Annotated in this window: 13 protein-coding genes; 10 read left to right on the top strand and 3 right to left on the bottom strand. The window is 61.9% G+C overall.

From position 1 onward, the window contains the following. The first annotated feature begins 91 nt into the window (after positions 1 to 91). The 7 genes from DQ397_RS21345 (at position 92) to DQ397_RS21325 (ending at position 4,965) form a co-directional block, all read left to right on the top strand. Positions 92 to 790, top strand: coding sequence for a M949_RS01915 family surface polysaccharide biosynthesis protein (locus DQ397_RS21345; RefSeq protein WP_043215111.1), 699 nt, complete (start codon positions 92 to 94; stop codon positions 788 to 790). A gap of 105 nt (positions 791 to 895) precedes the next feature. Further along, entirely contained in the window at positions 896 to 1,225 is a 330-nt protein-coding gene (locus tag DQ397_RS21340; RefSeq protein ID WP_043215108.1) for a hypothetical protein, read from the top strand. Positions 1,226 to 1,285: 60 nt separating this feature from the next. After that, the gene (locus DQ397_RS24585) at positions 1,286 to 1,444 is read left to right on the top strand and encodes a hypothetical protein (RefSeq protein WP_090345081.1); all 159 of its coding nucleotides are present in this window, start codon (positions 1,286 to 1,288) and stop codon (positions 1,442 to 1,444) included. Between the two features lie 134 nt (positions 1,445 to 1,578). After that, positions 1,579 to 1,695, top strand: a complete 117-nt coding sequence (gene ccoM, locus DQ397_RS24840; RefSeq protein ID WP_043215106.1) for a cytochrome c oxidase subunit CcoM — start codon at positions 1,579 to 1,581, stop codon at positions 1,693 to 1,695. A gap of 209 nt (positions 1,696 to 1,904) precedes the next feature. Then, positions 1,905 to 3,893, top strand: a complete 1,989-nt coding sequence (locus DQ397_RS21335) for an FUSC family protein (RefSeq protein WP_148921621.1) — start codon at positions 1,905 to 1,907, stop codon at positions 3,891 to 3,893. Then, positions 3,880 to 4,086, top strand: a complete 207-nt coding sequence (locus tag DQ397_RS21330) for a DUF1656 domain-containing protein (RefSeq protein ID WP_043215762.1) — start codon at positions 3,880 to 3,882, stop codon at positions 4,084 to 4,086. Before DQ397_RS21335 ends, DQ397_RS21330 begins: the two co-directional genes overlap by 14 nt. A gap of 12 nt (positions 4,087 to 4,098) precedes the next feature. Beyond that, positions 4,099 to 4,965 (top strand): HlyD family secretion protein, encoded by an 867-nt coding sequence (locus DQ397_RS21325; protein WP_043215763.1) that lies wholly within the window; start codon positions 4,099 to 4,101, stop codon positions 4,963 to 4,965. 8 nt (positions 4,966 to 4,973) lie between these two features. Here the strand turns inward: DQ397_RS21325 and DQ397_RS21320 are convergent, their stop codons facing one another. Next, on the bottom strand, positions 4,974 to 5,732 hold the full coding sequence (locus tag DQ397_RS21320; RefSeq protein WP_043215764.1) for an SDR family NAD(P)-dependent oxidoreductase: 759 nt from the start codon (positions 5,730 to 5,732) through the stop codon (positions 4,974 to 4,976). 114 nt (positions 5,733 to 5,846) lie between these two features. Between DQ397_RS21320 and DQ397_RS21315 the strand changes: the two genes are divergently transcribed. After that, the gene (locus tag DQ397_RS21315) at positions 5,847 to 6,764 is read left to right on the top strand and encodes a LysR family transcriptional regulator (RefSeq protein WP_043215766.1); all 918 of its coding nucleotides are present in this window, start codon (positions 5,847 to 5,849) and stop codon (positions 6,762 to 6,764) included. On the opposite strand, the gene DQ397_RS21310 is transcribed toward DQ397_RS21315, so the two are convergent. After that, positions 6,703 to 7,917: a GAF domain-containing sensor histidine kinase gene (locus tag DQ397_RS21310; RefSeq protein ID WP_043215767.1), complete on the bottom strand. Its 1,215-nt coding sequence runs from the start codon at positions 7,915 to 7,917 to the stop codon at positions 6,703 to 6,705. The genes DQ397_RS21315 and DQ397_RS21310 overlap by 62 nt on opposite strands. A gap of 175 nt (positions 7,918 to 8,092) precedes the next feature. On the opposite strand from DQ397_RS21310, the gene DQ397_RS21305 reads away from it, so the two are divergent. Beyond that, positions 8,093 to 8,413: a DUF2025 family protein gene (locus tag DQ397_RS21305; RefSeq protein WP_043215770.1), complete on the top strand. Its 321-nt coding sequence runs from the start codon at positions 8,093 to 8,095 to the stop codon at positions 8,411 to 8,413. Between the two features lie 9 nt (positions 8,414 to 8,422). Here the strand turns inward: DQ397_RS21305 and DQ397_RS21300 are convergent, their stop codons facing one another. After that, positions 8,423 to 11,005, bottom strand: coding sequence for an EAL domain-containing protein (locus DQ397_RS21300; protein WP_043215768.1), 2,583 nt, complete (start codon positions 11,003 to 11,005; stop codon positions 8,423 to 8,425). Positions 11,006 to 11,305: 300 nt separating this feature from the next. Here DQ397_RS21300 and DQ397_RS21295 point away from each other — a divergent pair, with 300 nt between their 5' ends. Then, positions 11,306 to 12,400 (top strand): MBL fold metallo-hydrolase, encoded by a 1,095-nt coding sequence (locus DQ397_RS21295; protein ID WP_043215769.1) that lies wholly within the window; start codon positions 11,306 to 11,308, stop codon positions 12,398 to 12,400. The last annotated feature ends 237 nt before the right edge of the window (positions 12,401 to 12,637 follow it).

Here is a 12,637-nt window from a genome sequence, read left to right as displayed (position 1 = left end):
GCCGGCTATGTTAACGGATAGGGCCGGTTAGACCAAAGAGTCTAGCTGTTCATCGACGAATACCGTTGCACAACGAGGGCCCCACGCCACCATGCTTGCCAAGCACCGCTGGTTGTATGCCTCCCTGGCCCTGAGCAGTTTGTTGCTGGCTGCCTGTGACCAGAAAAACTTCGAGACCTTGCCGCCGATTCCCGCCGAGCAGCTGGAAGTGCTGGGCGTGCAGACCCCGATCAAGAGCGTGCATTTCCGTGACCGTGACGGCGAAGGCCTGCTGGTGCTCAGCCGAACCGACGGCCAGGCCACCGACGCCGAAACCGAGCAGGAAGTCGACAAGGTGGTGCTCAAGGCCACCCTCTATGGGCGTAGCGCGGAGGCGGATGCGTTCAAGTCCCGCTGGCAGATCGAACAGGAGACCAGTTGCCCGGGGTTGGATCTGGACGTGGACTTCTACACCGATGTCAGTGATGTCAGCGACCTGAACAAAGATGGCGTCGCCGAACTGACCGTGGCCAGCCATGCCTTCTGTGGTGGCGGTATCGATCCCCATGACATCGCCATCGAGATGCGCGAAGGGCAGGCGGTCTACAGCATTACCGGCCAGTCACTGATCACGCCGGCCGGTGAGGAACCAGTCGGCGGCGAGCGCGAGGACAGCGCCTCGCTCAAGAGTGCGCCGCAGGTGTTGCGCGATCATATGGATGCGGTGTGGCAGCAGGTCTACAAGCGGCCCTGGAGCGAAACCAGTCCATCGGCCGATGAGCCGACCGAAGATGACGTCGAGGTCCAATGAAGGCGGTGTCCTATACTCCGGGCACCTGACCATGAAGGGGCTTGCGAGCGGTCGCTCAAGGCGGCCGGGCGTTGGCCGATACAAGGGTAACAGGAGACGATTTCCATGCTGCCGCCCATCATTCCGCTCAGCGCCGCACCGGTGACTTCGCAACAGGATCCGGTCAAACAGACCCCGCCCATTCCGCCGGTGGTCCCCGCGCAGCCCAGCTCGAGCGACGGCACCATCGATCTGCGTCACCAGCGCGACCCGCAGGAGCAGGCCCTGTTGTTGCGCGAAGAGCAACGCCGGCAACAACAGCAGCGTCAGCAAAAAGATCAGGACGAGCCGTTCAGCGCTGTGCCGGATGATGAGCTTAACGCCGACAACACTGTACCGGTATCGCCGCTGGGCGAGCGACCGCGCCAGGGGCTGCTGGTGGATATCGAAGTCTGAGCTGGTCAGCATCGGCGTCAGGCTTCATCATGCAAGCCTCTGCTGTCAGTCGAGCCTGCCATGAGCCAAGACAACCTGATCGATTTCGATGCCGAGCGCAGCAAGCGCATCCATGACCTCAAGGAAAAGCGCCTGAACGAAGTGCGCCAGGCCTTCGAACAGGCCATGCCGTTGGGCAAATCCAAGAAGAAGCCCAAGGGCAAGCCGAAAAAACGCTGAAATTTGACGCATGTCAAATCTGTACACGCCTCGCGTGCCCGCCCCCGGGCACCATTGACGCCCGTCAATTTTTTCCACTCCCGCATTCGTTACCTTGCATCCATCGGACAACGGCAAACGAACGGGAGGCCGACATGTTCTTCGACAACGTGGTTATCGCCGGTGTGGTAACGGTCGGGTTGATGTTGGTGTTCTTCGCCGGTCTGGGCATTTTCATCTGGAAGGACTCGAGCAAGCGCAAGTCGCGCTGATCCTTCCCGATTCACGAGCACGCAAGGCATTTAGGGCGACTTCGGTCGCCCATTTTTTTGCCTGTGTTTTCGCTATCCGCGTAACTGCTGATGCAGATGGAGCGGGAGTGGATCCAGAATGATGCTTAGCTAGCTAATTAAACGATTCCGCTTTATCCTTGCGCCGTTGTCTATCTTTCATCCATTACCGCTGCGCAAGGCCCGATTCCGTGCCCATCACCCTCACGGCCCTTTTTGCTCCCACCCCCCTCGCTGTCAAGTTCGCCATCAAGACCTTGCTCGGTGGGGGGCTGGCGCTGTGGCTGGCCATGCGTTGGGGCCTGGAGCAGCCTTCCTGGGCGTTGATGACGGCTTTCATCGTGGCCCAGCCGCTGTCTGGCATGGTGGTGCAGAAGGGCCTGGCCCGGTTGGCCGGGACCTTGGTAGGCACGTTCATGTCGGTGGTGTTCATGGGGCTGTTCGCCCAGACACCGTGGTTGTTCCTGCTCACTTTGGCGTTGTGGTTGGCGCTGTGTACGGCGGCGTCCACCCAGTTACGTAGCGCCTGGGCTTACGCCTTCGTGCTGGCCGGCTATACCGTTGCGATCATCGCCTTGCCGGCGATCAACCATCCGCTGCAAGTGTTCGACCAGGCGGTGGCACGCTGCACGGAGATCTGCCTGGGGATCGTCTGCGCCACCGCCACCAGCGCCTTGCTCTGGCCGCTGCGGGTCGAACAGCAGCTCGCAGGCCAGGCACGCCAGGCCTGGCAGAACGGCCTGCAGGCGTGCAGTGCCATGCTCGGTGGCGAAGACGAAGCGCGTAAGGGGCTGTTGGAAATTCTGGGACGAATCGTTGCCATCGATGCCCAGCGCGAACACGCCTGGTTCGAAGGACACCGCGGCCGTCAGCGCGCCCGGGCCATTCGTGGATTGAGCCAGAAATTGATGATGCTGCTGCGTATTTCGCGATCGGTGCGGCGCCAATGGAGCCAGCTTGACGAGACCGAGGCCGGTCGGCTGGCGCCATGGCTGGATGAGGTTCGCGCACAGTTGATCGCGCCTGAACCCGCGAACCTGCTGCTGTTGCGCCAGCGCCTCTGGGATGCAGCCCATGACGGGCAGATCAGCTCTGCCGAGCATTACTGCCTGGCGCGCCTGACTCTGTTGCTGGATTTTGCCATGGCTGCGACCCAGGCTTTGCAGGACGTGGAGCAGGGCAGGGCTCCCAAAGAAGTGTCCCAGAGCCTGGCCGCTCACCGGGATTTGCCGTTGGCGCTGTTGTTTGGGTCGCGCAGCGCCTTGGCGTTCCTGGCCATGAGCAGTTTCTGGCTGGCCACTGCATGGCCGGCGGCACCGGGTGGATTGGTGCTCACTTGTGTGGTCTGCAGTTTGTTCGCCAGCCGTGAGAACGGTGCGCAGATCGGGCTGAGTTTCCTGCGCGGGATTCTCCTGGCAATCCCAGTGGCGTTTCTGGTGGGACAGATCCTCCTGCCACAGTGGAGCAGCTTCGCGATGCTATGCCTCGGGATGGGCGTGCCGCTGTTCTTCGGTGCTTTGGGCATGGCGCACCCGCGCACAGGCGCCACGGCGACCTCTTATTGCCTGCATTTCATCGTGCTGGTGGCGCCACTGAACACCATGCATTTCGATGTGGCTGCCATGCTCAACAGCGCCCAGGCCATGTTGATCGGTGTGGGGGCGGCGGTGTTGGCGTTTCGGCTGCTGGTGCTGCGTCATCCGGCCTGGCTCGGTCGGCGTCTGCGCAAGGCGACTCAGGGCGATCTGGTGCGCCTGACCCGCCGTGACCTGCGGGGAGCCGATAGCTGGTTCGGCGGGCGCATGGCCGACCGTCTGATGCAGCTGGCGCGACACGCCAGCGAGCTGCCGGAGGCTGAGCGCAAGCGTTGGGACGATGGGTTGCACGGCCTGGATATCGGCGATGAGCTGGTGCATCTGCGCATGTGCCTTGCCGTCGCTCAGGCGCCGTTGGCTGCAGCCGAGCGTCATTACTTGCAACATTTGGAAGCAGTGCTCGCCAGCGGCCCGGCGCCGGGCCGTGGTCAGCGCCTGGACGCGGCCAGCGAGCAATTCATCGAGGCCCTGCGTCGCCAGCCGCCAAGCGACCCGCTGCACCTGGCTATTGGCGCGGTGCTGCAACTGCAAAGGAGCTGGGGCAAGTGGTGCCGCCGGCAGGAGGAAATCCATGGGCTTGCGTGAGTGGGCGCTGGGCGGCGTGTTGCTCAGCCCGTTTCTGGTCTATGTGCTGATGGCCCTGGCGCTTACCGGATTGCTGCGTCTGGTGGTGCAGGCCACGCCTTTGGGGCGCTGGATCTGGCACGAAGCATTGTTCGATGCCGCATTGTTCGTTTGTGTTCTGTCCCTGGTGGTGCACCTGCTAGGGCCTTTGTAAGGAGTGAAGTCCATGCGTACAGCCGTACGTACCCTGGTCACCCTGTGTGTGGTGGCGCTGGCGGTGTTCGCCGGTTACCAGCTCTGGCAGTACTACATGCTCACCCCCTGGACGCGGGACGCACGGGTCCGCGCGGACGTGGTGGTCATCGCCCCGGACGTCTCCGGATGGGTACGCGAGCTGAAGGTCCATGATAATCAGCAGGTCAAGGCCGGCGATGTGCTAATGAACATCGACCGCGAGCGCTTCCAGGCCGCCTACGACCAAGCCAGCGCTGTGGCCGAAACCCGTGCCCACCAATTGCGCCTGCGTGAGCGCGAGGCGGCCCGGCGCACTGCGCTCGGCCCAGAGGCCATCAGCGCTGAGCTGCGCGAGAACGCCCAGATCAACGCGGCGATCGCCCGTGGTGAACTGCACGAAGCCCAGGCACAGCTGCAGGTGGCCAAGATAAACCTGGACCGCAGCGAAGTGCGTGCGCCGCGCAGCGGGCACATCACCAACCTGCGTCTGGCCCAGGGCAACTACGTCAACACCGGGCAATCGGTGATGGCCTTGGTGGACGACTCGACTTTTTATATCCAGGCCTATTTCGAGGAGACCAAGCTGCCGCGCATTCGCGTGGGCGACCCGGTCAAAGTCTGGTTGATGGGCGCAGGTGAGTCGATCGATGGGCACGTGGAAAGCATCAGCCGCGGCATCACCGACAGCAACAGCAATCCCGACAGCCAGTTGCTGCCGGAGGTCGAGCCGACCTTCAACTGGGTGCGCCTGGCCCAACGGATCCCGGTGCGCATTCGTCTTGACCAGATCCCGGAGGGCATGAACCTGAGCGCGGGCATGACGGCCAGCGTGCAGGTTCATGAGCAGGCGCAGCGCTGAGTGCCGGCTTAGAGGAACATGCCGCCGGATACTTCCAGCCGTTGGCCGGTAATCCAGCCGTTGCCATCTTCGAGCAGCAGGGCGATTGCCGCGCCGATGTCATCGGGCAGACCGACCCGGCCCAGGGCTGTGTTACCGGCAATGAAGTCATTGACCTGCTGGTTGTCGCGAACCACGCCACCGCCGAAGTCTGTCTCGATCGCCCCAGGGGCCAGGATGTTCACACGAATGCCCCGGGCTCCTAGCTCCTTAGCCTGGTAGCGGGTCAGCACCTCCATCGCACCTTTCATGGCCGCGTAGGCGGCATAGCCAGGCAGGGCGAAGCGGGTCAGGCCGGTGGAGATATTGACGATGCGCCCGCCATCGACCATCCGCGGCAACAGGCGCTGGGTCAGGAAGAACGGCCCTTTGAGCTGGATGTTGAGCAACTGGTCGAACTGGGCCTCGCTGGTCTCGGTGAACGGCACGTTCAGCCCGATGCCGGCATTGTTCACAAGATAGTCGAAACGCTCCCGGCCAAAGTGCTGTCGCAGGGTCTGGCCTACACGCTCGGCGAAGGTCGCGAAACTGGCGTTGTCACTCACATCCAATTGCAGCATGGCGGCTTTCACTCCGGCCTGTTCCAGGCGGCGTGCGAGCGCTTGGGCTTCGTCGGCCTTGCTGTGGAACGTGCCGATGATGTCGATGCCTCGCGCGGCCAAGTGTTCTGCGGCGTTCTTGCCCAGGCCTCGGCTGGCGCCGGTGATCAAAGCGAGTTTGCGGGTCATGTCGGTTACCTCGTTGATGGCTGTGGGTAACAGACTATTGGTCTGCACAGGGGTGATAAATCCGGTATTTATGGAAATACTGTTCGAATGTTTTGGACAATGAGCGACGTTTCCATGAACAAGCTGGAGCTGCTGCGCACTTTCGTCAGGGTCAGTGAACTGTCCAGTTTCACCCTGGCCGGCGACAGCCTGGGGTTGCCGCGATCAACAGTGTCCGAACAGATTCGGGCGCTAGAGCATCTGCTGGGCACCCGGCTGTTCAACCGCACCACCCGACGTGTGCAGGCCACTCAGGACGGCATGCTGTTGTATGAGCGCAGCAAGAATCTGCTGTCGGGCATGGAAGAAATCGAGGGGCTGTTTCGTGCTCACGATGTTGATCTGACGGGGCGTTTGCGCATCGATTTGCCGACCATGATGGCCAGGCAAGTGATCATTCCGGCGCTGCCTGGGTTCCTGGATCGCTACCCGCGTCTGGAGGTGGAGATCAGTTGCACCGACCGGCGGGTTGATCTACTGCGCGAAGGCTTCGACTGTGTGCTGCGAATTGGTGTGCTGAACGACCTGGACGTGGTGGCGCGACCGGTTGGCCAATTGAGCATGCGCAACTGCGTAAGCCCAGGGTACCTGGCGCGTTACGGTGAGCCGCGCAGCCTGCAGGATCTGGCTGAGCATCGCCTGGTTCATTACGTCGGCACCCTGGGCGCGCGCAGCCCAGGGTTCGAATACGAGCGCAACGGACAAGTGCATGTCCAGGCCATGACGGGTGCCGTGACCGTGAACAACGCCGAGGCCTACTCGGCGGCCTGTCTGGCAGGCCTGGGGCTGATCCAGGTGCCCGCTGTGGGCGTCGCCAACCATCTGCGCAGTGGTGCGCTGGTCTGTGTGCTGGAAGGGTTTCAGGCCCAAGCCATGCCGGTGTCGTTGCTGTACGCCCGGCAGCGGCATGTACCGCGCCGAGTCCAGGTGTTCATGAACTGGCTGGCCCAGGTGCTGGCGTCCCAGGTCGATCCACAGGCAGACGAAAACTGAACAGCGTCCCCGTCTGCGGGTTGGACACGACGTCCATACGCCCACCGTGGGCCAGAGCAATCTGGTTGGCGATGTACAGCCCAAGGCCCAGCCCTTGTTGCGGCCTGTTGGAGAGCGGCCGGGAAAACGGCTGGAACAATTGCGCCAGGGTATGCGCCGGGATCGGCTCGCCCAAGTTGTGCACGCTGAGCACGAAAGTGCCGTCACGTACGGCGGCGGTGATGGTCACCGGCCCATCGGTGGCGCCGTGGGTCAGGGCATTGGCAATCAGATTGGAAAGTAGCTGCATCACTCGTTCCCGGTCGCAATACAGTCCGCCCAGATCGCCGATGTTCAGCACCATCTGGCGCTGCGGATGGACACGCTGCAATTCCGAGGCGACGTGGCTGAGCGCGCCATGCAGATCGTGGCAGGGCTGCACGTTAAGTGTGATGCCGGCACCGAGGCGACCACGGGCAAAGTCCAGCACATCACGCACCAACTGCGAGGCACGTTTGCCGGAGGTTAGGATGTGTCGTGCGATGACACGGTTACGCTCATCCTGCAGGCGCTGGATGAGCAGTTCGGCACCGGCGGTGATGGCGAACAGCGGATTGCGCAGATCATGACCGAGGACGGCGATGAACTGCTCGCGCACTTCGGCCATGGCCCGTTCCTTCTGAAGGGCGCGCTCGGTGCGCTGGGCGCTTTGTTCGCTTTCTATCTGGATCGCCAGCAGCCGGGCAAAGGACTCCATCATGGGCTGGATTGCGCTGCCTTTGAGCGGTGCGGGCTGTGAGTCGAAGGCGATGATGGTGCCGAAGAAACTGCCATCGGTGCGCAGCACCGGCACCGAGATGTAGCTTTCGAAGCGGTAGATCCGCGGTGCGTGATGCTGGCAGTACTGCTCGTCCAGGCTGGCTTGGTCGATCACGATGGTCTGCTGGCTGCTGCGGGTTTCCTGGCACAGGGTAGTGGTCACGTCCAGTTCATCACCAGGTCGCAGGCCCATGCCCAGGTTGTCCAGCACGGCGCAGGCGACCCAATTGTTCTCGGTGACCCGTGCTACGGCAGCAAAACGCAGGCCTGTGGTCTCGCAGATCACTTGCAGGATGGCCGGAACGGCGTTGATGCGGCCAATGATGGCGATGTCGGCACTGAGGTCGATGGCCATGACGGTCCGATGTCCGTGGCGGTAGGAAGTTCAGTCTAGCGGGCCGATGGTGGGAGCATGGAAAAACTTGGCGAACGGTCTGCCACTTGCGCTAGGCTGGCCGTGCGCGTCGCCCGAGAAGAGGCGACCGCTCCCGCCCGGCGTGCGTCCTTTCGACATCAATTGCGAGGTACGTATGACCATCACATCCCTGGATATCTGCAATGCCGCCGACCAGCTCATCGGCTTCGTCGGCTACCACGGCAAGCGCGGCACCCATATCGTGCGCTTTAGCGAAGACGCCTTCGGCATGGATGTGGCCGATGAAAGCATCACACCCTGCAGCGAATTCGTCTGGCGCCCTGTGCAAGGCGCCCGCATGGCCCTGTGCCGCGAGCGCCTGGCACTGTTGTTGGCCCAGCATGTGGATGATCGGCTTAATATCGGCGAGCCGCTGCGCCTCTACCTGCGTCGTGGGGATCTTCCGGAGATCATCGCCGAGCGCCGGTTGCGTTGAATGCAAGGCTCAGAGCGCGCCACGCTGGTCGCTGCGCGCCTTGAGCAAACATTCGAAATGATGGCGATCCAGCGGGCGGCTCAGGTAGTAGCCCTGGACTTCGTCACAACGATCCTTGGCCAGCAGCTTGAGCTGTTGCTCGGTTTCCACTCCTTCGGCGGTCACCTCCAGGCCCATGGCCCGGCCCAGGTTGATGATTGCCTGAACCACGGCGCGATCGTTGCCGCTCGGGTTGCCTAGGCCTGCGATGAATCGCTTGTCGATCTTGATGCTGTCGAACGGGTAAGTCCGCAAGTAGCCCAGGGAAGAATAGCCGGTGCCGAAATCGTCCATGTTCAGGCGTACGCCGAGCTCCTTGAGGGCGAGCATGGTGCCTAGGGCGCCCTCGATGTCGTTGAGCATGACGTTTTCGGTGATTTCCAGCTCCAGGCGCTGGGCCGGAAAACCCGTGTCCAACAGGATTTCGCGCACATCCGCCACTACGTTGCTACGGGAAAACTGCGCCGGCGAAAGATTGACCGAAACCAGCAGGTCCTGGGGCCAGTCTCGGGCGCTTTGGCAGGCCTCGCGCAGTACCCATCGGCCGAGGGCGACAATGAGATCGCTTTGTTCGGCTAGAGGAATGAAGGTATCCGGGCCGAGCAGACCTTCCTGGGGATGCTGCCAGCGCAGGAGCGCTTCGACCGAAACGATCTGAAGGTCCCGCAGGCGATACCGGGGTTGATAGTGAAGCACGAATTCTTCGTGTTTCAGGGCGCGGCGAAGGTCGTTCTCCAATTGGCGGCGATACTGGATCTGCTGATTCATCTGCGCATCGAAGTAACGCCAAGTGTGCTTGCCTTCGCCTTTGGCCTGGTAAAGGGCGATGTCGGCGCAGCGTATCAGCTCCCCGGCATCGTAGCCCTGGGCGCGGCTCTGGGCGATGCCGAGGCTGGCGCCGATGTGCAGTGCTTGGTCTTCGAAGAGGATGGGCTGCTGCAGCAGATCGATCAGTCGGGCACAGAAGCGATCGACTTCGCTGTGATTGTCCAGTCCACTGAGTACCAATACGAACTCGTCTCCGCCCAGGCGCGCTACCAGGTCACCTTCGCGGGTGGTATCGCGCAGGCGCGTGGCGACTTCCAGCAGCACGGCATCGCCAGCGGCATGGCCAAGGGCGTCGTTGATCGGCTTGAAGTTGTCCAGATCCAACAACAGCAAAGTCAGTGGCGGCGCGTCGCTGCCACGCAGCAGCGCCTGTTCCAGGTGGCGGGCGAGCTTGTTGCGATTGGCAAGGCCGGTGAGGGCATCGTGCATCGAAAGGTGCTGGATACGCGCATGGGCGTCCACTTCGTCGGTGATATCGCTGGCGGTACCGCGAAAACCGTTGTGCTTGCCCTCGAACAGGATCGGCCGAGCCGAGATCCGGCAATAACGGTTCTGGCCGTTGTGATCCCGGTAGGCGCAACGCAGGTTGGCCAACTGCTGCGGGTCGGCCTGCGCCTGGCTGTCCAGCCAGGAGGAGAGGGGAGTGGTGTCGCAAGACAGTAGTTGGTTCAGCGGCTGGCCCAGCCAATCTTCGACGGCGTAGCCGGTGACTCGCACGAAGCGTTGGGACAGGTAGGTCAGGCGCTGTTGGCGATCGGTTTCCCAGATCCAATCGGACGCTGCCTCAGCGACGGCGCGAAAACGCTGCTCGCTGGCCTCCAAGGCCTGGTTGCTCTGCTGCAGGCGTTGCAGGCTCAGCTCGACGGCACGCGAGCCCTGCAACACCTGGCGAAACAGGTAGAGCATCACCAGCCCCAGTACCAGCAATGCCCCAGACAGAGGCGGGAGTACCGCCCAGAGCAATTGCCTGCCCGGTTGCGGGCTGCTCCAGGCCAGGCTGTAGCCGGTGTCGCCCAGCGTGATGCGAGGATGGCTGCGGGCATCGATCGCGTCCTTTTCCAGGTGCAGGTCGGTCAGGCCGGCGCCTTTACCGAGCTGGGAGAGCTTCGGTCCGGTCAGTTCATCGACGAACAGCATCACCGGTGCGTCGTCCACCTCGCTTGGCTCGACGTCTTTGTCCGGGCGTACGGCGGCGGCGCTGAGCACGGCCGGTGAACCGTCGAGCAACACAAACTGGGTCACCTGTTCCCGAGCAGGGGCCGCCGCGCGGGCCTCGGTGATAATCGCCGCCAAAGGTCCATCGATGAGGGCGCTGGCCGGCGAGTCGGTCGGCTTTCCTCTGAGCAGGGCATAAGTGGTGCGCTGGTCGTCCACCACGAAGACGCCTTCGTAACCACTGGCGGTGTACAGTGAATCGCCGATGTTCTTCTCTTCGTAAGCCCAATGCCAATCGACCTGGCCGGCCAAGTGCTGGTAGGCGGCATCCCACACCGCATAACTGGACAGGAACTGACGCGAAGCCTGCAGTCGTTGTTCCAAGGCCTGGGTAGCCTGGAACGTGCTGCGTTCCTGCTCCTGTCGATCGAGAATTCGGGCAATGTTAAACAGTGCGCCTAGAGTGACCAGAGCGGCGAGTATAAACAGCAGGGAAAAACCAATGATCAGGCGACGAACCTGCAAGCGCGGAGCAGGGGTGCTGGGCGAAGAGTCGACATGCCTGTCCATGCGCGAGAGCTCCTTGATGAACTGCATCCCTGGTGCGCGGCGGCCTGGGGCAGGTTCAGTCAGGATAGGCCAGCTTGCGCGTGGCAGCGCCGTCCTGGGAGAAATTCACTTGGTCACGTTTTTCGCGCTTGGCTGCACTGTTCGGGAGACTTGGGGTCGGCTTTACAGGGGCCCAGCCCGCTACTGTTGCGTGGGGGCACGTTTATCGCATAAGCCGCATTAATGTGTTCAGCATCAATTCATCGATGAAAAATGGCCTCGCAGGCTATTTCACGGTTGAGCCAATCACTGTGGGGTACCATGAACGCCTTGCTCTTGGTCGGAGTGCTACTGCTCATGTTGCCCCTTGACTCTAACGCTGGTGGGGCGGCGCCCCATCGGGATGGGCGTTTTCATAACCAGGCCATCCTGCCTCAGGACGGCGCTCTGAAAAAACTGCGTATTGGCTTGAAGTACCTGTTCCTGCGCAAGCCCCCCGGAACACGCCCGACCGCATCCATCAGCCTGCAGCCGATGACCCGTCAACAAGTGCTTGATGCGCCGGACCACAGCCTCTGGCGCCTAGGGCATTCGACGGTACTGCTCAAGCTGCGCGGACGCTTCTTTATTACTGACCCGGTGTTCGCCGAGCGCGCCTCGCCCGTGCAATGGGCTGGGCCGCTACGTTTCCATGCTCCGCCCCTGAGCCTGGAGGAGCTGCCGCCGTTGACCGCAGTGATTCTTTCCCATGACCACTTCGATCACCTCGATGAACAGACGATTCGCCACCTGGCGCCACGTACCGGGTTGTTTCTGACACCGCTTGGCGTGGGAGATCTCTTGATCAGTTGGGGGGTGCCTGCAGCCAAGGTGCGTCAGCTGGATTGGTGGCAGGAAATCGAGGTTGAAGGCATTCGCTTGGCGGCAACCCCGGCGCAGCACTTTTCAGGACGTGGTCTGTTCGACAGCAATCGCAGGTTGTGGGCGTCCTGGGTGGTAATGGATGAAGCGTTGCGTCTGTTCTTCAGTGGAGATACCGGCTATTTCGACGGCTTCCGTCGGATTGGCGAGCGCTACGGGCCGTTCGATCTGACGTTGATTGAAACCGGTGCCTACAACCTGGCCTGGCCCAACGTGCACATGCAGCCGGAGCAGAGCTTGCAGGCCCACCTTGACCTGCGCGGGCGCTGGTTGCTGCCAATCCATAATGGAACCTTTGACTTGTCCATCCATGGATGGCAGGAGCCATTCGAGCGCATTGTTGCCCTGGCCTCGCAAGCGCAGGTGCGTTTGTCCACGCCACAAATGGGTGAGCGGGTCAGCCTGGATTCCCCGCATGAGGGACAGAACTGGTGGCAGCCGCGGCCGGTTCGTGAGCGAGGCAGGATGATCGAACGAGATGTTGTGACACGCTAAGGACATTGTTTTGAAGTTTTTGTGAAATAACGGTTGACGGGGTTTCGAATCCCCTTATAATGCGCCCCACTTCCGACGCAGTCGAAACGCAAAACTCCTTGATAATCAACGGGTTGAACGCTTCAGGTAGTATTGGAAGGGCTTCGGTCTTCTGATCGGCAGCGGTGAAAAAGGCAGTTGACAGCAGGTTTTAACGCTGTATGATTCGCCTCCCGCTACGAGAGATCGCAGCGAGTT

It is taken from the genome of Pseudomonas sp. CK-NBRI-02 (genome assembly GCF_008124495.1).
GTDB lineage: Bacteria > Pseudomonadota > Gammaproteobacteria > Pseudomonadales > Pseudomonadaceae > Aquipseudomonas > Aquipseudomonas guariconensis.
This window is presented reverse-complemented; position numbering and strand designations above follow the sequence as displayed.

Excerpts from the sequence above, each read along its gene's own strand:
- DQ397_RS21345 (WP_043215111.1), top strand. The coding sequence starts at position 92 with ATGCTTGCCAAGCACCGCTGGTTGTATGCCTCCCTGGCCCTGAGCAGT.
- DQ397_RS21340 (WP_043215108.1), top strand. The coding sequence starts at position 896 with ATGCTGCCGCCCATCATTCCGCTCAGCGCCGCACCGGTGACTTCGCAA.
- DQ397_RS24585 (WP_090345081.1), top strand. The coding sequence starts at position 1,286 with ATGAGCCAAGACAACCTGATCGATTTCGATGCCGAGCGCAGCAAGCGC.
- ccoM (WP_043215106.1), top strand. The coding sequence starts at position 1,579 with ATGTTCTTCGACAACGTGGTTATCGCCGGTGTGGTAACGGTCGGGTTG.
- DQ397_RS21330 (WP_043215762.1), top strand. The coding sequence starts at position 3,880 with ATGGGCTTGCGTGAGTGGGCGCTGGGCGGCGTGTTGCTCAGCCCGTTT.
- DQ397_RS21325 (WP_043215763.1), top strand. The coding sequence starts at position 4,099 with ATGCGTACAGCCGTACGTACCCTGGTCACCCTGTGTGTGGTGGCGCTG.
- DQ397_RS21320 (WP_043215764.1), bottom strand. The coding sequence starts at position 5,732 with ATGACCCGCAAACTCGCTTTGATCACCGGCGCCAGCCGAGGCCTGGGC.
- DQ397_RS21315 (WP_043215766.1), top strand. The coding sequence starts at position 5,847 with ATGAACAAGCTGGAGCTGCTGCGCACTTTCGTCAGGGTCAGTGAACTG.
- DQ397_RS21310 (WP_043215767.1), bottom strand. The coding sequence starts at position 7,917 with ATGGCCATCGACCTCAGTGCCGACATCGCCATCATTGGCCGCATCAAC.
- DQ397_RS21305 (WP_043215770.1), top strand. The coding sequence starts at position 8,093 with ATGACCATCACATCCCTGGATATCTGCAATGCCGCCGACCAGCTCATC.
- DQ397_RS21300 (WP_043215768.1), bottom strand. The coding sequence starts at position 11,005 with ATGGACAGGCATGTCGACTCTTCGCCCAGCACCCCTGCTCCGCGCTTG.
- DQ397_RS21295 (WP_043215769.1), top strand. The coding sequence starts at position 11,306 with ATGAACGCCTTGCTCTTGGTCGGAGTGCTACTGCTCATGTTGCCCCTT.